This is a genomic window from Streptomyces sp. NBC_01622, from assembly GCF_045209635.1.
Classification (GTDB): Bacteria; Actinomycetota; Actinomycetes; order Streptomycetales; family Streptomycetaceae; genus Streptomyces.
Genome location: NZ_CP109293.1, coordinates 3,935,386 through 3,960,909 on the forward strand (window position 1 = coordinate 3,935,386; position 25,524 = coordinate 3,960,909).

Annotated in this window: 23 protein-coding genes and 1 pseudogene; 13 read left to right on the plus strand and 11 right to left on the minus strand. The window is 70.3% G+C overall.

Annotated elements, in window-relative coordinates; translation table 11 throughout:
- Positions 1–78 precede the first annotated feature (78 nt).
- The 4 genes from OH768_RS17530 to OH768_RS17545 all read left to right on the plus strand — a co-directional run bounded on the left by OH768_RS17530 (position 79) and on the right by OH768_RS17545 (position 4,076).
- Entirely contained in the window at positions 79–624 is a 546-nt protein-coding gene (locus OH768_RS17530) for an SH3 domain-containing protein (protein WP_406454663.1), read from the plus strand.
- 61 nt (positions 625–685) lie between these two features.
- Entirely contained in the window at positions 686–2,044 is a 1,359-nt protein-coding gene (locus OH768_RS17535) for an FtsW/RodA/SpoVE family cell cycle protein (protein WP_406454665.1), read from the plus strand.
- Between the two features lie 8 nt (positions 2,045–2,052).
- On the plus strand, positions 2,053–3,513 hold the full coding sequence (locus tag OH768_RS17540; protein ID WP_406465315.1) for a penicillin-binding transpeptidase domain-containing protein: 1,461 nt from the start codon (positions 2,053–2,055) through the stop codon (positions 3,511–3,513).
- 44 nt (positions 3,514–3,557) lie between these two features.
- On the plus strand, positions 3,558–4,076 hold the full coding sequence (locus OH768_RS17545) for a DUF3291 domain-containing protein (protein WP_406454667.1): 519 nt from the start codon (positions 3,558–3,560) through the stop codon (positions 4,074–4,076).
- On the opposite strand, the gene OH768_RS17550 is transcribed toward OH768_RS17545, so the two are convergent.
- Together OH768_RS17550 and OH768_RS17555 are read right to left on the minus strand one after the other, a co-directional pair.
- A complete protein-coding gene (locus OH768_RS17550; protein ID WP_406454669.1) occupies positions 4,073–4,951 on the minus strand; it encodes an ADP-ribosylglycohydrolase family protein in 879 nt (292 codons plus the stop codon). The two genes, OH768_RS17545 and OH768_RS17550, sit on opposite strands and share 4 nt — an antisense overlap.
- Entirely contained in the window at positions 4,948–5,805 is an 858-nt protein-coding gene (locus OH768_RS17555; RefSeq protein WP_406465316.1) for a hypothetical protein, read from the minus strand. The genes OH768_RS17550 and OH768_RS17555 overlap by 4 nt, the downstream gene beginning before the upstream one ends.
- A gap of 137 nt (positions 5,806–5,942) precedes the next feature.
- Here OH768_RS17555 and OH768_RS17560 point away from each other — a divergent pair, with 137 nt between their 5' ends.
- The 4 genes from OH768_RS17560 to OH768_RS17575 all read left to right on the plus strand — a co-directional run bounded on the left by OH768_RS17560 (position 5,943) and on the right by OH768_RS17575 (position 9,197).
- Positions 5,943–6,881 carry a diiron oxygenase gene (locus OH768_RS17560; RefSeq protein ID WP_406454671.1) on the plus strand — a complete coding sequence of 313 codons (939 nt, stop codon included), beginning with the start codon at positions 5,943–5,945 and terminating at the stop codon, positions 6,879–6,881.
- A gap of 172 nt (positions 6,882–7,053) precedes the next feature.
- On the plus strand, positions 7,054–7,707 hold the full coding sequence (locus tag OH768_RS17565; protein WP_406454673.1) for a TetR/AcrR family transcriptional regulator: 654 nt from the start codon (positions 7,054–7,056) through the stop codon (positions 7,705–7,707).
- Between the two features lie 10 nt (positions 7,708–7,717).
- Entirely contained in the window at positions 7,718–8,044 is a 327-nt protein-coding gene (locus OH768_RS17570) for a hypothetical protein (protein WP_406454675.1), read from the plus strand.
- A 103-nt stretch (positions 8,045–8,147) separates the two neighbouring features.
- Positions 8,148–9,197 (plus strand): C40 family peptidase, encoded by a 1,050-nt coding sequence (locus tag OH768_RS17575; protein WP_406454677.1) that lies wholly within the window; start codon positions 8,148–8,150, stop codon positions 9,195–9,197.
- A gap of 44 nt (positions 9,198–9,241) precedes the next feature.
- Here OH768_RS17575 and OH768_RS17580 read toward each other — a convergent pair whose 3' ends face one another.
- Genes OH768_RS17580 through OH768_RS17600 form a run of 5 tightly spaced genes read right to left on the minus strand, consistent with a single transcriptional unit; the run spans position 9,242 to position 14,789 of the window.
- Positions 9,242–10,492 carry a styrene monooxygenase/indole monooxygenase family protein gene (locus OH768_RS17580; protein WP_406454679.1) on the minus strand — a complete coding sequence of 417 codons (1,251 nt, stop codon included), beginning with the start codon at positions 10,490–10,492 and terminating at the stop codon, positions 9,242–9,244.
- A 53-nt stretch (positions 10,493–10,545) separates the two neighbouring features.
- Entirely contained in the window at positions 10,546–11,187 is a 642-nt protein-coding gene (locus OH768_RS17585; protein WP_406454681.1) for a GTP-binding protein, read from the minus strand.
- A complete protein-coding gene (locus OH768_RS17590; protein ID WP_406454683.1) occupies positions 11,168–11,587 on the minus strand; it encodes a DUF742 domain-containing protein in 420 nt (139 codons plus the stop codon). The genes OH768_RS17585 and OH768_RS17590 overlap by 20 nt, the downstream gene beginning before the upstream one ends.
- Entirely contained in the window at positions 11,584–12,087 is a 504-nt protein-coding gene (locus OH768_RS17595) for a roadblock/LC7 domain-containing protein (protein ID WP_406454685.1), read from the minus strand. The genes OH768_RS17590 and OH768_RS17595 overlap by 4 nt, the downstream gene beginning before the upstream one ends.
- Entirely contained in the window at positions 12,084–14,789 is a 2,706-nt protein-coding gene (locus tag OH768_RS17600; protein ID WP_406454687.1) for a nitrate- and nitrite sensing domain-containing protein, read from the minus strand. Before OH768_RS17600 ends, OH768_RS17595 begins: the two co-directional genes overlap by 4 nt.
- A 352-nt stretch (positions 14,790–15,141) precedes the next feature.
- On the opposite strand from OH768_RS17600, the gene OH768_RS17605 reads away from it, so the two are divergent.
- Entirely contained in the window at positions 15,142–15,930 is a 789-nt protein-coding gene (locus OH768_RS17605) for a protein phosphatase 2C domain-containing protein (RefSeq protein ID WP_406454689.1), read from the plus strand.
- 21 nt (positions 15,931–15,951) lie between these two features.
- Here OH768_RS17605 and OH768_RS17610 read toward each other — a convergent pair whose 3' ends face one another.
- The 3 genes from OH768_RS17610 to OH768_RS17620 all read right to left on the minus strand — a co-directional run bounded on the left by OH768_RS17610 (position 15,952) and on the right by OH768_RS17620 (position 19,993).
- Positions 15,952–16,437, minus strand: a complete 486-nt coding sequence (locus tag OH768_RS17610; RefSeq protein WP_200711863.1) for a MarR family winged helix-turn-helix transcriptional regulator — start codon at positions 16,435–16,437, stop codon at positions 15,952–15,954.
- Positions 16,438–16,566: 129 nt separating this feature from the next.
- Entirely contained in the window at positions 16,567–18,987 is a 2,421-nt protein-coding gene (lon, locus tag OH768_RS17615; RefSeq protein WP_406454691.1) for an endopeptidase La, read from the minus strand.
- 430 nt (positions 18,988–19,417) lie between these two features.
- Positions 19,418–19,993 (minus strand): TIGR03086 family metal-binding protein, encoded by a 576-nt coding sequence (locus tag OH768_RS17620; RefSeq protein WP_406454693.1) that lies wholly within the window; start codon positions 19,991–19,993, stop codon positions 19,418–19,420.
- A 150-nt stretch (positions 19,994–20,143) separates the two neighbouring features.
- Here OH768_RS17620 and OH768_RS17625 point away from each other — a divergent pair, with 150 nt between their 5' ends.
- Positions 20,144–21,628, plus strand: coding sequence for a sulfatase (locus OH768_RS17625; protein WP_406454695.1), 1,485 nt, complete (start codon positions 20,144–20,146; stop codon positions 21,626–21,628).
- Here OH768_RS17625 and OH768_RS17630 read toward each other — a convergent pair.
- Positions 21,625–22,480: pseudogene (locus tag OH768_RS17630) on the minus strand (rhomboid-like protein). The gene OH768_RS17625 and the pseudogene OH768_RS17630 sit on opposite strands and share 4 nt — an antisense overlap.
- Positions 22,481–22,646: 166 nt before the next feature.
- Here OH768_RS17630 and OH768_RS17635 point away from each other — a divergent pair.
- The 3 genes from OH768_RS17635 (at position 22,647) to OH768_RS17645 (ending at position 25,281) form a co-directional block, all read left to right on the plus strand.
- Complete coding sequence (locus OH768_RS17635; protein WP_406454697.1) at positions 22,647–23,324, plus strand: spermidine synthase; 678 nt, start codon at positions 22,647–22,649, stop codon at positions 23,322–23,324.
- A 113-nt stretch (positions 23,325–23,437) separates the two neighbouring features.
- Positions 23,438–24,178: a response regulator transcription factor gene (locus OH768_RS17640; RefSeq protein WP_033282112.1), complete on the plus strand. Its 741-nt coding sequence runs from the start codon at positions 23,438–23,440 to the stop codon at positions 24,176–24,178.
- Positions 24,175–25,281 (plus strand): ATP-binding protein, encoded by a 1,107-nt coding sequence (locus OH768_RS17645; protein WP_406454700.1) that lies wholly within the window; start codon positions 24,175–24,177, stop codon positions 25,279–25,281. Before OH768_RS17640 ends, OH768_RS17645 begins: the two co-directional genes overlap by 4 nt.
- Positions 25,282–25,524: the final 243 nt, after the last annotated feature.

A 25,524-nucleotide genomic window follows, 5' to 3' on the forward strand; every position in this document is an offset into this window, starting at 1 on the left:
CAGTGTGACGAGCGCACCTCTCTCTCCCCTCCTAATGTGGCGATTAGTCAGGTTCGCCCAATTTCTGGAGGTACCCCTATGTCCCTCAGCCTCTCTCTCCGTCGTATCGGTATAGCGGTCGCCGCCGGTGCGCTCGTCACCGCCGCCGCCGTCACGCCCGCCGTGGCCGACGACGACTGGGGCGACGACGACCAGGGCATCAGCCGCCCCCAGGACGACGGCGGCGGGAACCAGCGCGGCGACGAGGACTCCGACGGTCGCGGTGACCACAACCAGCAGGGTGACGACAACGGCCGTGGTGACGACAACGGCCGCGGCGACGACAACGGCCGTGGCGACGACGACGGTCGTGGCGACCACAACCAGAGCGGCGACCACAACAACAACCCGCGCCTGTACCGGGGCGTCGTGACGGCGCGCGAACTGGCCCTGCGCTCCCGGCCGGACCGCGGCAGCAGGATCATCCGGTACGCGCACCGCGGCGAACACGTCAAGATCTTCTGCAAGACCCGTGGCTCCAACGTCCAGGGCAACCACCTCTGGTACCTGCTCACGGACGGCACCTGGGCCTGGGGTTCGGCGCGCTACATCGACAACATCGGCCCCGCCCCCCGCTGGTGCTGACGGACGAGACACACTCGCCATCCAAGGCACACAACCCGTCCCATTTGGGTAAGTTCCGGACATGACCAACGCCGGAACCACCGTCACAGCGGACCTTCCCACACCCGCTGTACGCCTCCCCCGGCGCCGTGGCATCGAACTCACCCTCATCGTCGTAGCCGTACTCCTCTCGGTGTACGGCTACTGCGCTGTCGGTCTGGCCAAGAACGGCACGGTCCCGCCCGGCGCCGCCGGCTACGGCGCCGGGCTCGGCGTGCTCGCCCTGCTGGCGCATGTGGCGGTGCGCCTGCGGGCTCCGTACGCCGACCCGCTCCTGCTCCCGATCGGGGTGCTCCTCAACGGCCTCGGCCTGGTCCTGATCTACCGGCTCGACCTGGAGACCCCGGGCGACCGGGCGGCGCCCACCCAACTCGTGTGGTCCACCCTGGGCGTGACCCTCTTCATCGTCGTGGTGCTGGCCCTGCGCGACCACCGCGTCCTCCAGCGGTACGCGTACGTCTCTGTGGCCGCCGCGCTCGCGCTGCTCACCCTCCCGGTCTTCTTCCCGGCCGTGAACGGCGCCCGGATCTGGATCCGGATCGCCGGATTCTCCATCCAGCCGGGCGAGTTCGCGAAGGTGCTGCTCGCGATCTTCTTCGCCGCCTACCTGGCGGCCAACCGCAACGCGCTCGCCTACGCCGGCCGCCGCGTCTGGCGCCTCCAGCTCCCCACCGGCCGCGTGCTGGGCCCGATCGTCGCGATCTGGCTGCTGAGCGTGGGCGTCCTGGTCCTGGAACGCGATCTGGGCACCTCGCTCCTCTTCTTCGGCCTGTTCGTGACCCTCCTCTACGTCGCCACCGGCCGCACCGGCTGGATCGCGGTCGGCCTGCTGCTCGCGACCCTCGGCGCGGTCGCGGTCGGCCGGCTCGAACCGCACGTCCACAGCCGCGTCCTCGACTGGCTGCACCCCTTCGCGTCGATCGACGCGGGCCAGGGACCGAACCAACTCGCCCAGTCCCTCTTCGCGTTCGCGGCCGGCGGCATACTCGGCACCGGCCTGGGCCTCGGCCACTCGATCCTCATCGGCTTCGCCGCGAAGTCGGACTTCATCCTGGCCACGGCGGGCGAGGAACTGGGCCTGGCCGGCCTCTCCGCGATCTTCATCCTCTACGGCCTGCTCGTGGAGCGCGGCTACCGGGCGGGCCTCGCGCTGCGCGACCCCTTCGGCCGGCTGCTCGCGGTCGGCCTCGCCTCGATCGTCGCGCTCCAGGTCTTCGTGATCGCGGGCGGGGTGACCGGCCTGATCCCGCTCACCGGCATGGCGATGCCCTTCCTCGCCCAGGGCGGCTCCTCGGTCGTCACCAACTGGGCGATCGTGGCCCTGCTGATCCGGGTCAGCGACTCGGCCCGCCGTCAGTACGACATCGAGGTAGCCGCATGAAGGACTCCATGACCCGGCACATCCGTCTCGCCGCGGCCTTCTGCACCCTGCTCCTGCTCGCCCTGCTGGTGAACGCCACCCGCATCCAGGTCTTCCAGTCCCCCATCTACGACGACAACCCCGCCAACCGCCGCCAGACCATCGCCCGTTACGACCAGCCGCGCGGCGCCATCCTCGTCGACGGCCGGCCGGTCACCGGCTCCCGGGACTCCGGCGAGCAGCTCCGCTACGAACGGACGTACCGGGACGGCCCGTTGTACGCGCCGGTGACCGGCTTCGCCTCGCAGGAGTACGGCACGACGTTCCTTGAGCATTCCGAGGACGGCATCCTCTCCGGCACCGACGAGATGCTCTCGCCGTTCCCCCTGTGGAACGACCTGACCCGCGCCCAGAACCCCGGCGGCGATGTCGTCACCACCCTCAATCCCGCCGCGCAGAAGGCGGCCTACGACGGACTCGGCACCCGCACGGGCGCGGTGGCCGCGATCGAACCGTCGACGGGCCGCATCCTGGCCCTGGTCTCAACCCCCTCCTACGACCCCGGGGCCCTGTCGGGCAACGGCCGTACCGCGAACCGCAGTTGGGCCCGCCTGAACGCCGACCCGGACAGGCCGATGCTCAACCGGGCGGTACGGCAGACCTATCCGCCGGGTTCGACGTTCAAGGTGGTCACCGCGGCGGCGGCGCTGGACGCGGGGGTGGTGACGGACCTGGACGCGGCGACGAGGTCCCCCGACCCGTTTACGCTCCCCGGCACCTCGACGACCCTCACGAACGAGGGCGACGGCTGCGCGGACGCCCCGCTCCGCTCCGCCTTCGAATGGTCGTGCAACACGGTGTTCGCGAAGCTGGGCGTGGATGTCGGCGTGCGGAACATGAGCGGCACGGCGGAGGCGTTCGGCTTCAACGACACCGGGGTGCGGATCCCGTTCTCGGTCTCCCCCAGCACCTTCGACACCTCCGTGGACAAGGCCCAGTTGGCGCTGTCGTCGATCGGCCAGTACAACACGCGGGCCACGCCGGTGCAGATGGCGATGGTCGCGGCGGCGGTCGCAAACGGGGGGCAGGTGCGGCAGCCGTACCTGGTGGAGCGCACGACGAGGCGGGGCGGGGCGATGGTGTCGACGGCCGGATCGTCCCGCCCCGTCCGCCAGGCCATGCACCCCGCAACGGCCGTACAGATGAGGGAACTTATGGAAGACGTGGTCACGGAGGGCACCGGCACGAACGCGGCGATCCCCGGCGCGACCGTCGGCGGCAAGACCGGCACCGCGCAGCACGGCATCGGCAACTCCGGTACGCCGTATGCCTGGTTCGTGTCCTGGGCGCAGGGCGAACGGGACATGGAGCCGAAGGTGGCGGTCGCGGTGGTGGTGGAGGACGCGTCGGCGGACCGCTCGGACATCAGCGGGGGCGGGGACGCGGCGCCGATCGCGAAGGCGGTGATGGAGGCGGTGCTCGGCCTGTGAGACGGGGGTGTCCCGGTACGGGTGCCCGACCTATCGTTCGGTTCATGACTGAGCCGTTGACAGTACCCGCGTACGAACTCGCCCAGGTCAACATCGGCCGCCTCCAATTCCCGCTGGATTCATCGGAGTTGAAGGACTTCGTGGACGCCCTCGACCCCGTCAACGCCGTCGCCGATGCGGCCGAGGGCTTCGTGTGGCGCCTCCAGTCCGACTCCGGCAACGCGACCGACGTCCCCGTCCTCGGCGACGACTGGCTGATCATCAACATGTCGGTGTGGCGCGACACGAACGCCCTGACCGCGTTCATGTACCAGGGCCGGCACCGGGAGTTGCTGGCCCGCCGCCGCGAGTGGTTCGAGCGGATGCGGGAGGCGATGACGGCCCTGTGGTGGGTCCCGGCGGGCCACCGCCCGACAGTGGCGGAGGCGGAGGAACGCCTCCTCCACCTCCGCGCCCACGGCCCGACCCCGTACGCGTTCACCCTGCGGACGTCGTTCCCGCCCCAGGGCGCGGAGCCGACCGCGCCGGTCAACATCCCGGAGGGGCTGGGCTGTTCGGTCTAGATCCCGGGACCGGGCAGGGGCTCGCGGCGTCGCAGCCAGTCCTGCGGCACGCCGTCGAGCCCTGTCCGGGCGGCCACGATGCCGCCGGTGATGGCACAGGTCGTGTCGACGTCGCCGAAGCCCTCCGCGGTGGTCCACAGGGCGGAGGCCAGATCGTCCGGATGCCGGGCGGCCGACCAGACGGCGAAGGGGACGGTGTCGTCGGCGCGGATGCGCTGACCGTTGCCGAGGAGGTCGGAGGCCCGCCACGGCTCGGTGGCGAACGGCACTTCGACGGCCCGCACCAGCCCATCCCGCACGGCGCTGTCGGGCGTCCGCGCCGCCACCGCCTCCAGGGTCAGCTCCCGCCGTACGGAGAGCGCGGCGGCGACGGCCACGGCGACCGCGCCGGCGATGCCCTCCGGGTGGGCGTGGGTGACCTCGGCGGACAGGGTCGCCTGCGTCACGACACGGTCGAGGTTGTCGTGGAACCACGCGCCCAGCGGAGCGGCACGCATCGCGGCACCGTTGCCGAGGCTGCCCTGGCCGTCGAACAGTTCGCGCGCCAACTCCCGCCAGCGGTGCGGCTCCTGGAGCAGCAGGGGCAGCAACTGGTGCATGCCGTGGCCGTACCCCCGGGCCGGGTCGACGTCGTAGCCGAGCGCGAAGGCCCGGGCCAGGGGCTCCTGTCGGATCTCGCCGTGCTCGTCGAGCACCCGGAGGATGCCGAGGGCCATCGCCGTGTCGTCCGTCCAGTGCCACTCCGGTTCCTCCGGGGTGCGCCGGGCGCGGACCTCGTCGTAGGCCTGACGGGGTTCACGGAAGAGCGGGAACCAGCGCTCGCCGAACGCGTCGCCGAGGGCGAGGCCCTCCAGACTGCGGCGGGCCGGGGTCACTTGGCCTTCCTGGTCTCCGAGCGGACCTGGAGGGTCATCTTCGCGGAGAAGGCCAGGTCGACGTCCGAGGGGTCCTGGGAGAGGGTCGCAGCTGTGGTCCAGGCGACGGCGGCGGCGGTGTTGCCGTCGGCCCAGGCGCAGGTCGGATAGGTGACGGTGACGCTGAGCTTCTTCTGGCTGAGCACCTCGCAGGAGACCGTGACCCCGCCCTCGACGAAGTCCTTGCGCGGTACGGCCACGGTCACCCCGTCGGCCTCACCGGCACCCTTCAGCATGCCCTCGCGGGCCTCGTCCGTGTTCTTGAACAGGCCGTACATCCCCGACACCGCCAGCGTGCCCTTGGTCGCGTCGCCGTTCAGGGCGTAGGTGCCGACGACACCCACGGTGTCCTTGGCGTCCCAGGCGCCGTCCGCCTCCTGCTCGATCTTCTGCCCCTCGGTGTCCGAGAGGTCGTCGGCGAGTTCGAAGCGGCCGTCGACCAGCGTCTTGGGCAGCGTCAGCACGAAGTTCGCCTCGGGAAACCCGGTGGCGGACTGGCTTCCGACCGTCAGCACGACAGCCATGAAGATCACCACCGCCACACCGAGCACCCCACCGACGATCCCCAGCACGAACCCGGTACCGCGCTTCTTCGGGGGCGGCGGGAACGCGGGCGGAGGGGCACCCCAGCCGTAGGGCTGCTGCTCGCCGTACGGGGCCTGGGCGTAGGGCTGTTGACCGTAGGCAGGCTGGCCGTAGGGCTGCGGGGGTCCGAACTGCTGTGAGGGATACGGCTGTTGAGGGCTCTGTTGCGGGTACGGCTGCTGGGGGTGGGGCTGTTGGGGATACGGCGGCGGCTGCGGCGGCGGAGGCATGGACACGCCAGCACCGTACATGCGGAATATGCAGAACTTGCGAGCGGAGGGATTGACGAGCTTGCTGACAAGCAGTCTCATAAGACTTCGGAGGATGTGACCCCGGGTAACACGCCGACGTGCGAGGTGGGAGAACCATGACGACCCTGACCGAAGCCGACGCGGTCGACGGGCTGCGCGACGCGCTCGGCCTGCTCAAGGACCGCGAGCAGGTGGCCGAACGGCTGCTCGCCTCCTCCGCCAGGCACTCCTTCGACCCTGACAAGGAACTCGACTGGGACGCGCCCTACGAGGACGGCAAGTGGTTCTGGCCGCCGGAACTGGTGTCGCTCTACGACACCCCGCTGTGGCGGCGGATGGGCGAGGAACAGCGGATCCTGCTCTCCCAGCACGAGGCCGCGGCGCTCGCCTCGCTCGGTATCTGGTTCGAGCTGATCCTGATGCAGCTGCTCGTGCGGCACATCTACGACAAGGCGGCGACGAGTGCGCATGTGCGCTACGCGCTCACCGAGATCGAGGACGAGTGCCGGCACTCGAAGATGTTCGCGCGGCTGATCTCCCGCGGGGACGCGCCCTGGTATCCGGTGAGCCGAGCCCACCAGAACCTGGGGCGGCTGTTCAAGACGGTCTCCACCACGCCCGGTTCCTTCACCGCGACGCTGCTCGGGGAGGAAGTCCTCGACTGGATGCAGAGGTTGACGTTTCCGGACGAGCGGGTGCAGCCGTTGGTGCGGGGCGTGACGCGTATCCATGTGGTGGAGGAGGCGCGTCATGTCCGGTACGCCCGGGAGGAGTTGAGGCGTCAGATGGTCACCGCGCCCCGGTGGTCCCAGGAGTTCACGCGGGTCACGTCGGGTGAGTTCGCGCGGATCTTCTCGATCGCCTTCGTGAATCCCGAGGTGTACACGAATGTGGGGCTCGATCGGCGGGAGGCGGTGGCTCAGGTGCGGGCGAGTGGGCATCGGCGGGAGGTCATGCAGACGGGGTCCAAGAAGCTGACGGACTTCTTGGACGACATCGGGGTGCTGCGGGGTGTCGGGCGACGGCTGTGGAAAGCGTCCGGGTTGCTGGCTTGAGTTCAGAGTGCGGGCCGGTGGGGGCCGGTCGCGCAGTTCCCCGCGCCCCTAAAAGGCCGGACCAGCTGAGGCGCTTTCCAGTAAGGGGCGCGGGGCTGTATCGATTTGCGGCTCCGCCGCGTGGGCGCGACCAGCCCCCACCGACCCGCAACCGCCCGACTACCCTGCACCCATGCCCCCCGCCGCCTCCACCCCCGCCTACCGCCGTCTCACCGTCGAAGAGCGCCGCAGCCAACTCCTCGAAGCCGCTCTCACCCTCTTCGCGCACCGCGCCCCCGAAGAGGTGTCCCTCGACGACGTGGCGGAGGCGGCCGGCGTCTCCCGACCCCTGGTGTACCGGTACTTCCCGGGCGGCAAGCAACAGCTCTACGAAGCTGCCCTGCGCTCCGCCGCCGAGGAACTCCAGCAGTGCTTCGACGAACCCCGCGAGGGCCCGCTCCTCCCCCGCCTCGCCCGCGCCCTCGACCGCTACCTCGGCTTCGTCGACCAGCACGACGCCGGTTTCAGCGCCCTGCTCCAGGGCGGCAGCGTCGTGGAGACCTCCCGCACGACGGCCATCGTGGACGGCGTACGCCGGGCCGCCGCCGTGCACATCCTCAGCCATCTCGGCGTCGCCGAACCGGGTCCGCGGCTGCGGATGACCGTACGGATGTGGATCACGGCCGTCGAGGCGGCCTCCCTCATCTGGCTCGACGAGGACAAGCAGCCGCCCGCCGACGAGCTGCGGGACTGGCTGGTCGAGCAGTTCGCGGCGGTGCTGTCGGTGACGGCCCGCCGGGACCCGCAGACCGCCGGGCTTGTCCGGGCGCTCGCGACGGATGGCTGACACTGGTGGCGTGAAGAGCGAAGAGACCCCGTTCGAGGGCGGCCCGATGGACGGGCGCTCCCTGCCGGTGCTGGTCGGACCCACCGGGAACCCGCCGAAGACCTACCGCATCCCGGTCCCCGACGACGCCGGCGGCCCGCCCACGATCCTCGTCTACCGCCGGGTGCCCAGGGCACACAGCAAGCGGCTCAAGCTCCCCAAGGGCTGGAAGTACGAGTTCGACCCCGAGGGCAGGCGCGGCGGCGGTCTGCGGTGGCCGTGGTCCAAGCCGGAGCCCGCGCCAGATCCCGCACCAGACGCCACGCCGGGCGGCAAGCCGGACGACACCCACGGGTGACCATGTTGCGCCGAACCGCGCACACCCGGCGCGCGGACCCGGCGCCCCCGTCTGATGCTCACGATGCGGGGCGGAAGTGCCGCCGCGCACCGGAGGTGATGACGTGTCAGGAAGGCTTCTGCGTCTGGTCTGTACGGCGGCGGTGGCGGCCGCCACCGTCCTCGCACCGCTGCCCGCCGCGGCCGTACCCGATCCGCAGGCACCCGGGCAGCGGCCCGTGGCCGAGCTACTGACGGACCTTCAGACGCTGTACCGGGACGCCGAGCAGGCCACGGAGACGTACAACGCCACCGAGGAGAAGCTGAACAAGCAGCGCGCGGAGGTCGACCGCCTCGACTCCGAACTCGCCCGCGCCCGCCTCTCCCTCCACGACAGCCGCGGCGCCGCCGGACGGCTGGCCCGGGAGCAGTACCAGAGCAGCACGGCCCTCTCGCCGTACGTCCGCCTCCTGCTCGCGCGCGATCCGCAGCACGCGCTCGACGAGGGCCATGTCATCGGCCAGTTGGCGCGGGTGCGGGCCGAGACGGTGGGCCGGCTGGTCGGCAGCGAGAAGAAGAGCGACGGTCTGGCCCGCGCGGCCCGCAAGGCCCTCGACACCCAACTCACCCTGGCCGCACGGCAGAAGAAGGACCGCGACGACGTACGCAAGCGCCTGTCCGACGTAGAGAAGCTCCTCACCTCCCTCACCCCCGGCCAACTCACCGCCCTCGCCGCCTTCGAGAAGACCGACGTCGACAAGGCCCAGCAGAAACTGGTCACTTCGGGCGCCCTGGGCACCGACGACCGCGAATCCTCGCGCTCCGGCGACCGAGCCCTCCGCTACGCCGTCCAGCAGATCGGCAAACCGTACGAGTGGGGCGCGGAGGGCCCGAAGACGTACGACTGTTCGGGCCTGACTTCGGAGGCATGGGGTCACGCGGGCACCTCGATCCCGAGGACCAGTGAAGAACAATGGGCGCAACTCCCCAGAGTCCCACTGAAGGAGCTGCGCCCCGGCGACCTGGTGATCTACTTCCCCAAGGCAACACACGTGGCAATGTATTTGGGTGACGGAAAGATCGTCCAGGCTCCGCGCACAGGCGAGAAGATCCAGGTGTCGCCGATCGCGAGCTACCCGATCCTAGGAGCCGTACGCCCAGACGAGCGCCCCTGAAGGGGCGCGGGGAACTGCGCGACCAGCCACGACGAGCCCGCAGCCTAGGCCGCCACAGAAGCCAGGTACGCACCCGTCTTCTCCGGCTCATAGAAGAAGTTCTCAAAATCGGCCGGATCGTCGAACCCGTTGGCGAACCGATCAGCCACCGGCTGCAACTGCCCGGCCGCGCCAATGAGGTTGAGAATGTGCTCCGGCGGCGGACCGAGCATCGCGTTGGTCCACTTGGTGACGTGCTGCGCGGTGTCCCAGTACCGCTCGAACGTGGCCCGCATCCAGTCCCCGTCGAACTCCTTCTCCCCTTGTTCGAGGATCGACGCGAGGTACGAAGCGGCGCACTTGGCCGCGGAGTTGGAACCCTGCCCGGTGATCGGGTCGTTGGCGACGACGACGTCGGCGACGCCCAGCACCAGCCCGCCGCCGGGGAGTTGGCCGACCGGGTTGCGGACCGTGGGCGCATAGCGCCCGGCCAACGTGCCGCCGGCATCCGTGAGTTCGACGTTCCGCGCCCGCTCGTACTCCCAGGGCGTGAACTTCTCCATGAGTTCCAGGGTCAGGGAGAGGTGCTCGCCCGGGTCCTTGACGCCGTTGAAGACGTCGAGGGGGCCGCCGGGTATGCCTTCCCAGAACAGTATGTCGGCGCGGCCGGAGGTGGTGAGCGTCGGCATGACGAACAACTCGCCCACGCCCGGCACCAGGTTGCAGCGGACCGCGTCGTACTCCGGGTGCTCGGGACGCGGGCCCAGACCGTGGACGTAGGAGACCGCGAGCGCGCGCTGCGGCTCGGTGTACGGGGAGCGCTCCGGGTCGCGGGCGAACATCGACACCAGCTCGCCCTTGCCGGCCGAGACGAGGACGAGGTCGTACGTGCGGGAGAAGTAGTCGAGGTCGCCGACCGCCGCGCCGTGGATGACCAGTTGGCCGCCGCGCTGGGCGAACGTCTCCATCCAGCCGGCCATCTTGACCCGCTGGTCGACCGACTGCGCGTACCCGTCGAGCCTGCCCACCCAGTCGATCGCGCGCTGTGTCGGCCCCGGGTCGTGCGAGCCGGGGGCGGCGACCGAGACGCCGAGTCCTTCGATCTTCGGGGCCTGGGACTCCCAGAAGTTCAGCTGGAGATCGCGCTCGTGCCGCAGTGCCGTGGTGAACATGCACTGCGTCGACATGACCCGCCCGGAACGGATCTCGTCCGCCGTCCGGTTGGACATCAGGGTGACCTCGTACCCGTGCGACTGGAGTCCGAGGGCGAGTTGGAGCCCGGACTGGCCGGCTCCGACGACGAGTATCTTCCGCATACGGGTGGTGGCTCCTTGGTCGCGACCAATCGTGGTCGAGGACTGCTCGGGGACTACTCGGGGGTGACGTCCAGCGCGTGGGCGACGAGCGCGAGCAGAGTCTCGATGGCCGAAATCCGCCGCCGCGCATCCATGATCATTACAGGTATGTGTGGGGGAATCGTCAATGCCTCCCGCACATCCTCCGGGTCGAACCGCTCGCTGCCGGCGAAGTGGTTGACCGCGACGACGTACGGCAGACCGCAGCTCTCGAAGTAGTCCAGCGCGGGGAAGCAGTCCTTGAGGCGGCGGGTGTCGGCGAGGACGACGGCGCCAATGGCCCCGCGCACCAGGTCGTCCCACATGAACCAGAACCGCTGCTGGCCCGGCGTACCGAACAGGTAGAGCACCAGGTCGTCGTCGAGGGTGAGGCGGCCGTAGTCCATGGCGACCGTGGTGGTCGTCTTCTCCGGGGTGCCCGTGAGGTCGTCGGTGTCCTCGCCGGCCTCGGTCATCAGCGCCTCCGTCTGGAGGGGCTGGATCTCGGAGACGGCGCCGACCATGGTGGTCTTGCCGGCGCCGAAACCACCGGCCACCACGATCTTCGTGGCGACCGGCGCGCGGGTGCGGTCCAACTGCCAGGCCCGCGGCTGCTCCTCGTCGTCGAGGAGCGGGGAGACGCCGTAGGCGGCGGCGTCAGAGACGACGGAGTCCACTCAGCACCCTTTCCAGCAGAGCGCGGTCAGGACGGCCCGGGCCGTGACCGGTCCCGGTTCCGTACACACGGATCTTTCCCTGGTCCGCGAGATCGCTCAGGAGCACGCGGACCACGCCGAGCGGCATCTTCAGCAGCGCGGCGATCTCGGCCACCGTGCGCATACGGCGGCAGAGTTCGACGATGGCGCGCATCTCCGGCATGACCCGGGTGTTGAGCGACCCGTTCGTCAACTCCCTGCGTTCCTCCGGGGCTTCGAGCGCCGCCACGAAGGTCTCCACCAGGAGGACATGTCCGAAGCGGGTACGGCCGCCGGTGAGCGAGTAGGGGCGCACCCGGGCGGGTTTGCGGTCGCCGCCGCGCACGGGCAGCGTGTTCGGCGTACTGCCGCCGCCGGTCATCGGGCACTCTCCGCGGACGCGTCTTCGAGGGATTTCCGCAGCTCGCTGCGGAGCTCGGGGGTCAGCACATGGCCGGCGCGGCCGACGAAGAGCGCCATGTGGTACGACACGACGCTCATGTCGCAGTCCCCGGAGCCGTGCACACCGAGCAGCGAACCGTCGCTGATCGACATCACGAACAGGCTGCCCTCCTCCATCGCGACCATGGTGTGCTTCACCGGGCCCGAGTCCATCAGCTTGGCGGCACCGATGGTGAGGCTGCCGATGCCGGAGACGATGGTGGCGAGGTCGGCGGAGGAGCCGCGCGGGCCGGTGCGCCTGGTTTCGAGGGCCTCTCTGGCCTGATCGTTTCTGTGCGGGTCGGAGGAGAGGAGCAGCAGGCCGTCGGAGGAGACGACCGCGACCGACTGGATGCCGGACACCTCCTCGACGAGGTTGCTCAGCAGCCAGTGCAGGTTGCGGGCTTCACTGCTCAGTCCGAAGGTACTGGGCGCGGTCAACTGCTTGCCTCCTCGACGGTGCCCCCCGTGGCTTCTTCGGATGGTGCGGTCGCGCCGCGGGGTGCCGGGACCGGGTTCTGGCCGGTCCGTTCGGCGATCTCCGCTTCTACGTCGCGGTAGCCGGCGGAGGCTCCGGCGCGGAAGCCGCCGAGTCTGCGGCGCAGGGCTTCGGCGTCTACGGTGCCGGTTCGCTGGCGCGGGGCTTGTGCGGGTTGGGTGATCTTTGGGGTGCGCTTGGGGAGACCCTTGTCGGTGACGGGGTCCTCGTCCGCCCGTGTGTGCTCGGCCTCGGCTTCGCCGTCGGCCATGGCCTCGCTCCCACGCGCACCGCCCGTGACGCTTTCGTTGTCGGGTGCGGGTGGCCCCTGTGAGGCGCCCTCGCCGTCGGCGGCTGCCGCGTTCTCCGTCGCCAGTGGCAGCAGGAGTTCCATCGTCGTCTCGGCCGGGGTCTCCCGTACCGCTTTCTCCGCCAGCGCGACGAGAGGGTCCTCGTCCGGCTTCGAACGGCTGTGCAGGACGTTGGAGTTCACCTCGGCGGCTGCGCCGGGCAGGGAGTAGGAGTGGGTGGTCCCGGCCGCCGGTGAGGACGTCGGTACGGCCGTCATCGGGGCCGCCGCGAGGAGGGGGCCGGGCAGGACCACGACCGCCGCGATGCCGCCCTGTTTCTGGTCGCGAAGCTGGACGCGGACGCCGTGGCGGTGGGCCAGGCGGGCGACGACGTACAGGCCGAGGCCGAGGCCCTCCTCGCCCTCCTGGTCGTAGGGGGAGTCCGGGTCGAACTCGGTGAGGCGGGTGTTGAGGCGGGTCATACGGTCGTCGGTCATGCCGATGCCCTCGTCCTGGACGGAGAGCATGACCTCGCCGTTCTCCAGGAGCCAGCCGGAGATCTCGACGGGGGCGTCCGGCGGGGAGAACGAGCTGGCGTTCTCCATGAGTTCGGCGAGCAGGTGGCTCAGGTCGTCGGCGGCGAAGCCGGCCACGTGGGCGTGGGGCGGGAGCGCGGAGATGCGGACGCGTTCGTAGCGTTCGATCTCGCTGACGGCGGCCCGGACGACGTCGACGAGCGGGACCGGGCCCGCGTGCTGCTGGACGTGTTCGGTGCCGGCGAGGACGAGGAGGTTCTCGCTGTGCCGGCGCATGACCGTGGCGAAGTGGTCGAGCTTGAAGAGGGTGGAGAGGCGGTCGGGGTCCTGTTCTCGCTCCTCCAGGCCCTCGATGACGGCGAGTTGGCGCTCGACGAGGCCGAGGGTGCGCAGCGCGAGGTTGACGAAGGTGCCGCCGATGCTGGTGCGCAGGCGCTCCAACTGGTCGGTGGAGTCGGTGACTTCGGCGCGGAGTTCCTCGCGGGCGTCGGCCATCCGCTGGCGCTGGCCGACCAGGTGCTTGCGGTCGGCCTCCAGGGTGGCGATGCGTTCGTGGAGAGCGACGGCGTGCGCGTGCAGGGAGTTGACCGAGCGGACGACCTGGGCGAACTCGTCGTTGCGGCCGGTGAACTTGATGGCTTCCTCGGCCGCCGGGTCCTCGGCGCCGGCCAGCCGGGCCGAGCCGCGGCGCAGTACCGACAGCGGGCGGGTCAGCGTGCGGGCCATGGCGGTGGCGATGCCGACGGCGAGCAGCATGAGGGCGCCGATGATCGCGACGCGCAGCTCCAGCGCGGTGACGTCGTCGTCGCGCAGCTGGGCGAGGTCCTTGGAGCGGTGCTCGTAGAGGGCGGACTCCTCGCCGCGCATCAGGTCGACCCGGGCGGAGAGCACCGCGTCGAGTTTCTTGCTGCTGGTGTCCAACTCGCTGTCGGACAGCGTGGGTTGGCCGGTGAGGGAGGCGAGGTACTTCTCGGCGGAGTTGACCTCGGGTCCGGTGACCGTGGAGTCGTAGCCCGCCACGGCCGTCTTCGGCGCGGTCTCCCGGAAGTCGGCGAGGGCGGCGTCGGAGCGCAGCCGGGCCTGCTGGGCGGCGGCGCTGAGGGCGTCGCGCTGTTTGGTCTGGGCGTCCGTCGAGGTGGTCTCGGTGACGGGGAGGCCGGTGATGGTACTGATGACCGTCTTGGTGCTGGTCGGCACGTTCAGTGCGGCCAGCAGCAGTCCGCGGGCGGCGGCGGCCTGCTGGACGGCGGCGTCGAGTTCGGCGAGCGCGTAGGCGCCGGAGCCGGCCCGCGGCGGCATCTGCTCGGCCAACTGCTCAGCGAGCCGGTGCAGTTCGGTGATGGCGCCGGAGTAGGCGACATGCGCCTCCAGGGCGCTGCTCTGGCCGGTGAGCGCGGCCCGTCGTACGGCGGCGACGTCGTCGAGGTCCGAGCGCAGCGCGCCGGAGATGTCGGTGTCGGCGCGCAGTTCCTCGACCTGCCGGTCGACGCGGGCGCTGCGGTCCTCGTCGGGGGCCTGGGACTTGGGGCGCCCGGCGGCGATGTAGGAGGTGACCTCGTCCCGCTCGTCGGCGAGCGAGTGGGCCAGCGACAGGGCGTCCTGGGTCTGCTCGGCGAGCGTCACCAGGTCCTGGGAGTCGTGGAGTTGGCCGGAGGCGGTGATGAGGGAGGGGACACCGGCCGCGGCGATGGCGGCGGCCACCACGGCCACGGCGACGATGAGCCGGTTGCGGACGTGGGTGCTGCGCCCCTTGCCCGCGGGATCGGGCGTGACGGCACCGGTGGCGCCCCCCTGAGGGGCCGTCTGCTTGCCTGTGCGCCGAGGCCGCTTTTTCTGCACCGGTGCTCGCATTCCTGATCGTGATACCCATGGGGCCGGGTGACGCTCCGTCATCCCGGTACGGCGACCCTCCCAGTGCCGGTGGGCAGCGGTCGCGCATCGTCCGGGCCGCCACCCGAAGGAGTGAACCCCGTTGGGGAGTTGGCGGGCAAGTTCCGCCGGCCCGTCCTGCGGCCTTGTGGGCCGCGCCGGTTGGACGTGAGCGGCGGGCTTTGGCAGGATTCGCCGCCACGCATTCCCGGAGTGATCCATTCCAGCCCAAACCAGGCGTCTGACCTGCGGGGCTGCGCCGATTCGGTAACCAGTGCCAAGCTTTTGCGGGGCCTGTGAAGAGGTCGTGCAGACTGGCCGAATGCGTACGGAACTTGTGTCGGAGCCCGGTGACCCGAACCGCCCCAACGAGGACTTCGCGAGCGTCGGCCTACCGGCCTCGGGACAGGGCGGTTCGCTGATCGTCCTGGACGGAGTGACCCCGCCGAGGGGGGAGACGGGCTGTCTGCATCCGGTCCCCTGGTACACCGCGCGGCTGGGCGGCGCACTGACCGAACTGACCGTTTCCTGCCGGGATCTGACTCTGGCGGAGATTCTCTCCCGGGCGATCCTCCGAACATCCGAGGCCCATTCCACCACCTGTGACCTTTCTCACCCACGCACCCCTCAGGCAACGGTGGTGCTGGCCCGCTGGTCCCCGCGGGAGATCGAATATCTGGTCCTTTCGGACTCCGCCCTGCTCGTCGACTCCCCGGCCGGCGAGGTGACCGCCGTACTGGACGACCGCCTCTCGCGCCTGCCGCGCGCCGCTCGCGCCACGGACGAGCTGATCGACGCCACGCTCCGTAACAAGGAGGGCGGCTTCTTCACGGCCGCCGCCGATCCGTCGGCCGCGGAACGGGCGGTGACGGGCACGCTCCCCCGCACCGAGGTCCGCGCCCTCGCCGCCCTGACGGACGGGGCGACGAGGTGGGTGGAGAAGTTCGGCAAGGGCGACTGGGCGGAGTGCCTCGCTCTCGTCCGGAAGGAGGGCGCGGCCGAGCTGGTGAGCCGGGTGCGGGCGCTGGAGCGGGCCGACGCGGAGACGCGGGCGTATCTGCGCCGGAGAAAGACGCACGACGACGCGACGGTCGTGTACGCAGAGCTGTGAGCCCTTGCTTCCGCGCCTCCCTCACTTCTCCATGACGCCGTTCAACTGGTGGAGCAGCCGGGCGAGTTCGGCGACCTCCCGGCGGTCCCAGTGGGAGAGCTGGCTGACGTAGCGGGCCCGCCGGGCCTCGCGGACGTGTGCGACGCGGCGCCGGCCCTCGTCCGTGAGGTCGACCAGCCAGGCGCGGCCGTCCGCCGGGTCCGGCTCGCGGGAGATCAGGCCCAGCTCCTCCAGGGCGCGCAGTTGGCGGGACATGGTGGCCTTGCCGACGCCGATGTAGGCGGCGAGTTCGGTGGCCCGCTGCCGCCCGTACTCGTCCAGCCGGACCAGCAGGCCGTACGCGGCGGACTCCAGGTCGGGATGGACCTCACGGGCCATCTCGCCCTGGTTGGCCCGGGCCCGCCGGAAGAGGAACGTCAACTCGCGTTCCAGGGACAGGTATTCGGGATCGGGATCCGGAATCCCGCTGTCGCTTCTGTCCTCGTCCTTGTGCACGTCAGCACCCATGTTCTGCTTTCCTGATCGTGAAAGTCGCCGCAGTTTCGCCAGTATTTCGCAGGGTGGGACCTACGTACGACGAAGGCCCGGGCCCCTCGTGAAAAGGGACCCGGGCCTTCACCTGACCGGTGGCGTCCGTCACGCCGCCACCGGAACCTCCGGGCTCGCGCCGTTCGTCGCGGGCGACAGGGCCAGCTCCAGGACCTGGCGGACGTCCGTCACCGCGTGGACGTCGAGCTTGTCCAGGACCTCGGCCGGGACGTCGTCCAGGTCGGGCTCGTTGCGCTTCGGGATGATCACCGTGGTGACCCCCGCCTGGTGCGCGGCGAGCAGCTTCTGCTTCACCCCGCCGATCGGGAGGACCCGGCCGGTCAGGGAGACCTCACCGGTCATGGCCACGTCCGTACGGACCAGCCGGCCGCTGAGCAGCGACGCGAGAGCGGTCGTCATCGTGACACCCGCGCTCGGGCCGTCCTTCGGCACCGAACCCGCCGGGAAGTGGATGTGCACGCCCCGGTCCTTCAGGTCGGCGACGGGCAGCTCCAGTTCGGCGCCGTGCGAGCGCAGGAACGACAGGGCGATCTGCGCGCTCTCCTTCATCACGTCACCGAGCTGACCGGTCAGGGTCAGACCCGCCGCGCCCGTCTCCGGGTCGGCGAGCGACGCCTCGACGTAGAGGACGTCACCGCCCGCGCCGGTGACCGCGAGGCCGGTGGCGACACCGGGGACCGCCGTACGGCGCTCCGCCGGGTCCTGGGCGGACTCGGGCACGTGGTGCGGCCGGCCGATCAGACCACGCAGATCGGCGTCGGCCACCGTGAACGGCAGCTCCCGCTCGCCCAGTTCGTGCTGCGCGGCGATCTTGCGCAGCAGCCGGGCGATCGACCGCTCCAGGGTGCGGACACCCGCCTCACGGGTGTACTCACCGGCGAGCTTGCGCAGCGCGCTCTCGTCGATGACGACCTCGTCGTCCTTGAGCCCCGCCCGCTCCAGCTGGCGCGGGAGCAGGTGGTCACGGGCGATGACGACCTTCTCGTCCTCGGTGTAGCCGTCCAGCCGGACCAGTTCCATCCGGTCGAGCAGCGCCTCGGGGATGGCCTCCAGGACGTTCGCCGTCGCGAGGAACACGACGTCGGACAGGTCGAGTTCGACCTCCAGGTAGTGGTCGCGGAAGGTGTGGTTCTGCGCGGGGTCGAGGACCTCAAGCAGAGCCGCCGCCGGGTCGCCCCGGTAGTCGGACCCCACCTTGTCGATCTCGTCCAGCAGGACCACCGGGTTCATGGACCCGGCCTCCTTGATGGCGCGGACGATACGGCCGGGCAGAGCGCCGACGTACGTACGCCGGTGACCGCGGATCTCGGCCTCGTCCCGCACACCGCCGAGCGCGACCCGCACGAACTTCCGTCCCATCGCGTGCGCGACGGACTCGCCGAGCGAGGTCTTGCCGACACCGGGCGGACCGACGAGGGCCAGTACGGCACCACCGCGCCGGCCGCCGACGACACCCAGCCCGCGCTCGCTGCGGCGCTTGCGCACGGCCAGGTACTCGGTGATGCGCGCCTTCACGTCCTCCAGACCGGCGTGCTCGGCGTCCAGGATCGCCTTGGCGCCCCGGATGTCGTACTCGTCCTCGGTCCGCTCGTTCCACGGGAGTTCGAGGACGGTGTCCAGCCACGTACGGATCCACGACCCCTCGGGCGACTGGTCGGAGGACCGCTCCAGCTTGTCGACCTCCTTGAGGGCGGCCTCGCGGACCTTCTCGGGAAGATCGGCGGCCTCGACCCGGGCGCGGTAGTCGTCGGACTCCTCGCCGTCCTTGGCCGAGTCGCCGTTCAGCTCGCGCAGCTCCTTGCGGACGGCTTCGAGCTGGCGGCGCAGCAGGAACTCGCGCTGCTGCTTGTCGACGCCTTCCTGCACGTCCTTGGCGATGGTCTCGGCAACGTCCTGCTCGGCGAGGTGGTCGCGCAGGTGCTGCGTGGCGAGCTTCAGCCGGGCCACCGGGTCGGCGGTCTCCAGCAGCTCGATCTTCTGTTCGGTAGTGAGGAAAGGTGAGTAACCGGAGTTGTCAGCGAGGGTGGACACGTCGTCAATGGCCTGCACGCGGTCGACGACCTGCCAGGCCCCCCGCTTGCGCAGCCACGCGGTGGCCAGCGCCTTGTACTCCTTCACCAGCTCGGTCACCGAGCCGGGCAGGGGTTCGGGCAGGCTCTCGTCGAGCGCGGTGCCCTCGACCCAGAGCGCGGCACCGGGACCGGTGGTGCCGGCGCCGATCTGCACGCGGCTACGGCCGCGGATCAGCGCACCCGGGTCGCCGTCGGCCAGCCGGCCGACCTGCTCGACGGTGCCGAGCACACCCGTGCTCGCGTATGTCCCGTCGATCCGTGGCACCAGCAGAACCTTGGGCTTTCCGGGCTCGGACCGGGCAGCGGCCTGGGCGGCCTCCACGGCGGCGCGTACATCGGTGTCGTTCAGGTCCAGCGGAACCACCATTCCGGGCAGCACGACCTCGTCGTCGAGCGGCAGCACGGGCAGGGTGAGCGGTGTGGACGTCGAAGCCATGATCTCCCCTTAGGCAGTCAAGTTGAGCTATGCCGACTCAATGCTTGAGCGCCTTCGATTGTTCCCCACCTGTTGTTCGCCGTGAGCGATCAGAGGGAGGGTGTCCGCCTCCGTGCAGGTCAACACGGAAACGGGTCGGGTGCTTCCCGGGAGTACGGGGGTGTTCTGCCGCTGGGAGAAAAGCCGCCTGATCTAGGCTCACAGCGCTCTGGAACAACTGCCCGAGAGTGTGGGCCGGGACATCCTGGAGCATCGGATCATCTCTGCGACCTTGCCCTGAGCCGGGACGAGTACGGCCGGGGCTTCTACTCCTGATGCAGCTCGGCCGGCCCTGGACGCGCGGGGAGGGTGGGGTGCGAAAGTGTGACACTCCGCTCCAGAAGCGTCACGCTTTTATGGAGGGGTGGGCGTGGCCACCGGGTCGGCGGGATCAGGAGAGTGTGCGGCCCAAGTACGCCAGCAACCGCGCATGCGGGGCCGCGTCCGCCGGGGCCTGGACCTCGGGGCCGAAGACGCCCGGTATGCGGTACGCGTCGAAGCCGCCCATGCCCCGCATCACCGCCAGCAGCTCCTCGCACAACTCCTCGTCCACCAGAGCCCGTTGGTCCGTCGCGACCGCCAGGTCCACGCCGTGGACGCAGATCTCCGTGAAGTGGATCAGGGCGGCCATCGGGCCGGGCAGCGCGCCGAGTGAGATGTGGACGGTGGCGTCGAGGGCACCGGGGCGGTTCCAGGCCGCGCGGTCGGTCTCGGACGCCTCCGCGTACGCGCCACGGGGATCCGCGCCCAGCCAGTCGGACTCGTGCTCGGCGCCCGGATCGGTGCCGTTCAGTTCGGCGGTGAAGATGCGCATTCCGCCCACCGTGTGGTTGAGGAGCGTCCGGGCGTCCCACTCCGCGCACGGGGTGGGGTCCGTCCACCGGCCCTCCGCAACTCCCGCCACCACAAGGCCGGTTGCCGCGAGCGCCCGCTCGATCCGCCGTACCACCGCGACCGTCTCCGCCACTTGGACCTCCCCCGTCCAGGACCGCGCTCGGCTGTCCACACCATCGCTACACCCCCGCAACGGCATTCATAGGCAACTGCCCCAAACTGCAAGCGGATTCACAGCTGAGCGAGTGCGCATACGTGAACATACGGGGACACGGGGGATGGCATGGACAAGGATCAGGAGCGGCGCGGGCCCGGCAGGCGTGCGGTCGCAGCCGGGGCCGCGGTAGTCGCTACGGCCGCGGCGATCCCGGCCGTCCTCCACGCGACAAAGGGTGACCAGCACACCTCCCCGGCCGAACCGGCCACCCCTGTACGGAACTTCGCCTCCCCAACTCCCCGCACCCGCAGCCGGGGCGACGACCGCCCCAACATCCTCCTCGTCGTCACGGACGACCAGCCCAAGGACACCGAGTGGGCGACCCCGCAGACCGTGGACTGGCTCGGCGACCACGGCGTCACCTTCGAGCGGGCGCACGCCAACACCCCGCTGTGCGCGCCCTCCCGCGCCTCGATCATGTCGGGCCGCTACGCCCACAACCACGGCGTCCTGGACACCCGCCACCCCTACCACCTGGACCAACACACCACCGTGCAGCGGCAGTTGCACAACTCCGGCTACCGCACCGGCCTGTTCGGCAAGTACCTGAACTACTGGCACACCGGCGACAACCCGCCCCACTTCGACGAGTGGCTGCTCCAGGAACCGGTGGCGTACTACAACGGCCATTACAACGACGGCGGGACCGTCCGGAACATCCCCGGCTACAACACCACCGTCATCAAGAACCGCGCCCTCGCCTTCCTGGAGAACTCCCGCACGGACCGGCGGCCGTGGTTCGCCTACGTCGCCACGCGCAGCGCGCACGAACTGAACATCCCGGAGAAGAAGTACGCCCGCACACGCGTCCCCGAGTGGCCGGGGCGGCCGTCCGTCTTCGAGACCGACAAGGCCGACAAGCCCGCGTTCCTGCGCCACGCGAAGCACGGTCTGACCGCCGGACAGGCCCTGCGCGCCCGCCAGTTGAGGACCCTGCTGTCGGTGGACGACGCGATGCGCGACTTCCGCGACCAACTGCGGTCGCTCGGTCAGCTGGAGAACACGCTCGTGCTGTACACCAGCGATCACGGGCTGTGCTGGGGCGACCACGGCTGGCTGCGCAAGTCGGTGCCGTACCGGCCGAGTCTGGAGGTGCCGTTCCAGCTGTCGTGGCCGGCCCGGGGCCTCGACAGGGGCACCTCCGACGATCGTCTCACCGGTCACGTCGACCTCGCGCCCACCCTCCTCGACGCGGCCGGCCTCACCCCGGACACCCCGCACGACGGCCACTCGCTCCTCGGCACCGGCGACCGGGACCATCTGCTCGCCGAGTGGTGGTGGAACCGGCAGGACAAGGAGCCGATCCACACCTGGGCGACGTACATCGGCAGGTCGGAGCAGTACACGGAGTACTACCGCACCCGTCTCGACCAGAACGGCCTGCCCACGGACGGCGACGGCAAGGTGGTCTTCCGCGAGTACTACGACCTGCGCGCCGACCCCTACCAGCTCACCAACAAGCTGCACGGAGCAACCCCCGTGCAGGAAGCGCGACTTGGCATCCCGGCATTGGCGAAGGGGCTGAACGCGGCCAGACGGGCGGGGAGTTAGACCGGGGCCACCTCGACCCGGGCCACCTCGACCCGAGCCAGCCGAACCATCCGCCCGGCCCGCTGCCAGCGCCGTATCAACGGCCAGGTCGCGACGCCTATCGCGAGCGAGATCAGATGGCCCCAGTTCGTCATGGGGTCGGTGAACGCGATCAGGTCGGTGACCAGTGTCCAGCCGAACAGGGCGAGCAGCGGCAGCCCGAGCCAGGGCCTGAGCAGACCGGCCAGCGCCCCGGTGCTCGCGGCGACGCCGAAGCTGATGCCGTAGTCGAGGCGGTGCAGCGAGGTGTCGGGCAGGTGCCCGGCCAGCACGGCCAGCCCCACGGTGCCCTCGGTCGCGAGCGTGGCCAGGATGTGCCCGGTCAGGAACACCCCGGCGGCCCGCACCCCGCCGATCCGCCGCGGTCAGCACCAGCAGGAAGAGGATCGCGTACGGCGACAGCACCCCGCCGACGATCCACAGCGCGCTGGCGACCAGCACGAGGAACGGGTCGCTGACGAGGTGGGTGACATCGGTACTGGAGGCCTGGTGCAGCTGGTTCACCAGCGTGGCATCGGCGTACTGCGCGATGAGCGAGGTGACGACGAGCAGCGTCGCGTAACCGAAGGTGAACGGCGTCCCGGTGGGCGTGGGCAGCACCCGCCAGGGGCGGAGAAGACGCAGCGCGGCCGGGACTCGCGGCGCGCGGGGAACGGCAGGCGTGGACGCCAAGACGGACACCGCCGGCCGGCTCAACCCCCAGGCCGTTTCCACCACTTCGCGCTGTCTCGGCATCGCGTCCAGCAGAGGTGAGTCCTCCTCGGCCTGGGGCGTGGCGGAGACCTGGGTATCGGCCGTCGCGGTCCGTTCCACCGTGAGGAGCTCCTTCCGTTTCACCCCACCCTTCGCCGTCCCACCTGTCGCTGTCTATGACCGACGCCACGCGAGAGCCGATTCACAGCAACCCGAGAGGCTTCTTACGCGTCCACCGGGGGCCGATCCCGCCGCCCGTTCCGGTGAAACTGCCAAAATGGACCGCATGACCACCGCGTACGACACTCCCGTTGTCCTGGACCGTCGCGAGGGCCCCTACGGCGAGGTGGTGCTGCGCCGGCATGGGGAGTTGCTGCAGATCATCGCCAACGGGTGCTTCCTGATGGACACCTCGGACGGGCGCTCGGAGCGGCTGCTGGTCGACGCCGCGTACGCCGCGCTCGACGGGCGCCCCCAACCGGACGTGCTGATCGGCGGGTTGGGCGTGGGTTTCTCGCTCGCGCACGCCGCCGCCGACCCCCGCTGGGGCCGGATCACGGTCGTGGAGCGGGAGCCCGCGATCGTCGAATGGCACCGCTCCGGACCCCTGTCCGAGCTCTCCGCGTCCGCTCTCGCCGACGCGCGCACCGACATTCTGAAAACGGATCTGGTCGCATTCGTCAATGAGACTTGCGCCACTTTCGACGCGCTCTGCCTCGACATCGACAACGGGCCCGGCTGGACCGTCACCGACAGCAACGAGAGCCTCTACTCACCGGCCGGACTGGCAAGCTGCGTAAGGGTGTTGAGGCCTGGCGGGGTACTCGCCGTGTGGTCGGCACAGCCCTCTCCGGAATTCGAACGAACCTTATGGAATGCCGGGTTCAAACAGGTGCGTACCGAAGAGATCCCCGTTGCCCGAGGAGTTCCCGACGTCGTACACCTCGCCGTCCGACCTGGATAGCAAAGGTGTGCTCCCTGCCCGTACCCTGCTTGCCTGACGCAGATCATTCAAGCGTCAAGCGCAGTCATGGGATCACCCCACTGGTTCCGGAAAGCACACTTCAGGGGCGGGCGATGGAGCAGACACACACCTCCCACAACGGCACGGCCACGGCCACGCCGGGCGCACAGCGCCGGGTACTGGTGGTCGAGGACGACCCCACGATCGTGGACGCGATCGCCGCCCGCCTGCGCGCCGAGGGATTTCTCGTGCAAACCGCGGGCGACGGGCCCTCGGCCGTCGACACCGCCGAGGCCTGGCAGCCCGATCTGCTGATCCTCGACATCATGCTGCCCGGCTTCGACGGCCTGGAGGTCTGCCGCCGGGTGCAGGCCGCCCGCCCGGTGCCGGTGCTGATGCTCACCGCGCGCGACGACGAGACCGACATGCTGGTCGGGCTCGGGGTCGGCGCCGACGACTACATGACCAAGCCGTTCTCCATGCGGGAGCTGGCGGCGCGGGTGCACGTCCTGCTGCGCCGCGTGGAGCGTGCCGTGGTGGCCGCCTCCACCCCGCGCTCGGGCATCCTGCGCCTCGGCGAGCTGGAGATCGACCACGCGCAGCGCCGGGTACGGGTGCGCAGCGAGGACGTGCACCTCACGCCCACCGAGTTCGACCTGCTGGTCTGTCTGGCGAACACCCCGCGTGCCGTGCTCTCCCGCGAGCAGCTGCTCGCCGAGGTGTGGGACTGGGCGGACGCCTCCGGGACCCGTACCGTCGACAGCCACATCAAGGCGCTGCGCCGGAAGATCGGCGCCGAGCGGATCCGCACGGTCCACGGCGTCGGCTACGCACTGGAGACACCAACGCCATGAACGAAGGGCCGACGTCACGGAGGAGCCCCGGGGAGCCCTGGGGCGGCGTACGCCCGTTCTCGATCAAGACCAAACTGGGCGCACTGGTCGTCATCTCGGTGCTCATCACCACCGGGCTGATGGTGATCGCCATGCGCACGGCGACCGAGCTGCGCTTCATCACGGTCTTCTCAATGATCGCCACACTACTGATAACGCAGTTCGTGGCCCATTCGCTCACCGCGCCGCTGGACGAGATGAACACGGTGGCCCGGTCCATCTCGCGCGGCGACTACACCCGCCGGGTGCGCGAGAACCGCCGCGACGAACTGGGCGACCTGGCCGAGACGATCAACGTCATGGCCGACGAGCTGGAGGCCCAGGAGCGCCAGCGCAAGGAACTCGTCGCGAACGTCTCGCACGAGCTGCGCACCCCCATCGCGGGCCTGCGCGCCGTACTGGAGAACGTCGTCGACGGCGTCTCGGCCGCCGATCCGGAGACCATGCGGACGGCCCTGAAGCAGACCGAGCGACTCGGGCGGCTCGTCGAGACGCTGCTGGACCTCTCCCGCCTGGACAACGGCGTCGTACCGCTGAAGACGCGCCGCTTCGAGGTGTGGCCGTATCTCTCGGGCGTGCTCAAGGAGGCCAACATGGTCGCCTCGGTGCGCGCCGGCATCGCGTCCGGCTCGGGCAGCCACACGCGCACGGACGTCCATCTGCACCTGGACGTGTCCCCGCCGGAGCTGACCGCGCTCGCGGACCCCGAGCGCATCCACCAGGTCGTCGCCAACCTGATCGACAACGCGGTGAAGCACAGCCCGGCGCACGGGCGCGTGACGGTCAAGGCACGGCGCGGGTCACTGCCGGAGTCGCTGGAGCTGGAGGTCCTGGACGAGGGCCCCGGCATCCCGGAGGCGGAGTGGGCGCACATCTTCGAGCGGTTCAACCGGGGAGCGGTGAGCGCGCCCCACGGACCCGGCAGCGACGGCGGTACGGGCCTCGGCCTGGCGATCGCCCGCTGGGCGGTTGATCTGCACGGCGGCCGGATCGGTGTGGCCGAATCCGACCGTGGCTGCAGGATTATCGTCACCCTTCCGGGAGAGTCATCCGTGCCAAGTTGACGTAAAGTTCGCCCCCGAGGCACAAGATCCACGGCGGTCCGCGCTGACGGACACGTGTGATCAGGCAGAGGCCCGCGCCGTTCGCGCGCCCGGCCCGCACCAAGACGCCCCCGCTGTAGCGGAACCACGCTTGTTTCCCGCCATTTCAGCCCCCGAAACACACTTTCCGGTGTGACTTACACGACGATGGACCGGCCCGACCTGACCTTCGTGGTCATGGGGGCGTAGCCTTAATTCCCGCTG

What these genes read in the sequence shown, in the direction of transcription:
- OH768_RS17640 (WP_033282112.1), top strand. Translation starts at nt 23,438, where the DNA reads ATGGAGCAGACACACACCTCCCACAACGGCACGGCCACGGCCACGCCG.
- OH768_RS17560 (WP_406454671.1), top strand. Translation starts at nt 5,943, where the DNA reads ATGACGACCCTGACCGAAGCCGACGCGGTCGACGGGCTGCGCGACGCG.
- OH768_RS17635 (WP_406454697.1), top strand. Translation starts at nt 22,647, where the DNA reads ATGACCACCGCGTACGACACTCCCGTTGTCCTGGACCGTCGCGAGGGC.
- OH768_RS17580 (WP_406454679.1), bottom strand. Translation starts at nt 10,492, where the DNA reads ATGCGGAAGATACTCGTCGTCGGAGCCGGCCAGTCCGGGCTCCAACTC.
- OH768_RS17645 (WP_406454700.1), top strand. Translation starts at nt 24,175, where the DNA reads ATGAACGAAGGGCCGACGTCACGGAGGAGCCCCGGGGAGCCCTGGGGC.
- OH768_RS17605 (WP_406454689.1), top strand. Translation starts at nt 15,142, where the DNA reads ATGCGTACGGAACTTGTGTCGGAGCCCGGTGACCCGAACCGCCCCAAC.
- OH768_RS17540 (WP_406465315.1), top strand. Translation starts at nt 2,053, where the DNA reads ATGACCCGGCACATCCGTCTCGCCGCGGCCTTCTGCACCCTGCTCCTG.
- OH768_RS17535 (WP_406454665.1), top strand. Translation starts at nt 686, where the DNA reads ATGACCAACGCCGGAACCACCGTCACAGCGGACCTTCCCACACCCGCT.
- lon (WP_406454691.1), bottom strand. Translation starts at nt 18,987, where the DNA reads ATGGCTTCGACGTCCACACCGCTCACCCTGCCCGTGCTGCCGCTCGAC.
- OH768_RS17555 (WP_406465316.1), bottom strand. Translation starts at nt 5,805, where the DNA reads ATGCCTCCGCCGCCGCAGCCGCCGCCGTATCCCCAACAGCCCCACCCC.
- OH768_RS17565 (WP_406454673.1), top strand. Translation starts at nt 7,054, where the DNA reads ATGCCCCCCGCCGCCTCCACCCCCGCCTACCGCCGTCTCACCGTCGAA.
- OH768_RS17610 (WP_200711863.1), bottom strand. Translation starts at nt 16,437, where the DNA reads ATGGGTGCTGACGTGCACAAGGACGAGGACAGAAGCGACAGCGGGATT.
- OH768_RS17625 (WP_406454695.1), top strand. Translation starts at nt 20,144, where the DNA reads ATGGACAAGGATCAGGAGCGGCGCGGGCCCGGCAGGCGTGCGGTCGCA.
- OH768_RS17590 (WP_406454683.1), bottom strand. Translation starts at nt 11,587, where the DNA reads ATGACCGGCGGCGGCAGTACGCCGAACACGCTGCCCGTGCGCGGCGGC.
- OH768_RS17545 (WP_406454667.1), top strand. Translation starts at nt 3,558, where the DNA reads ATGACTGAGCCGTTGACAGTACCCGCGTACGAACTCGCCCAGGTCAAC.
- OH768_RS17530 (WP_406454663.1), top strand. Translation starts at nt 79, where the DNA reads ATGTCCCTCAGCCTCTCTCTCCGTCGTATCGGTATAGCGGTCGCCGCC.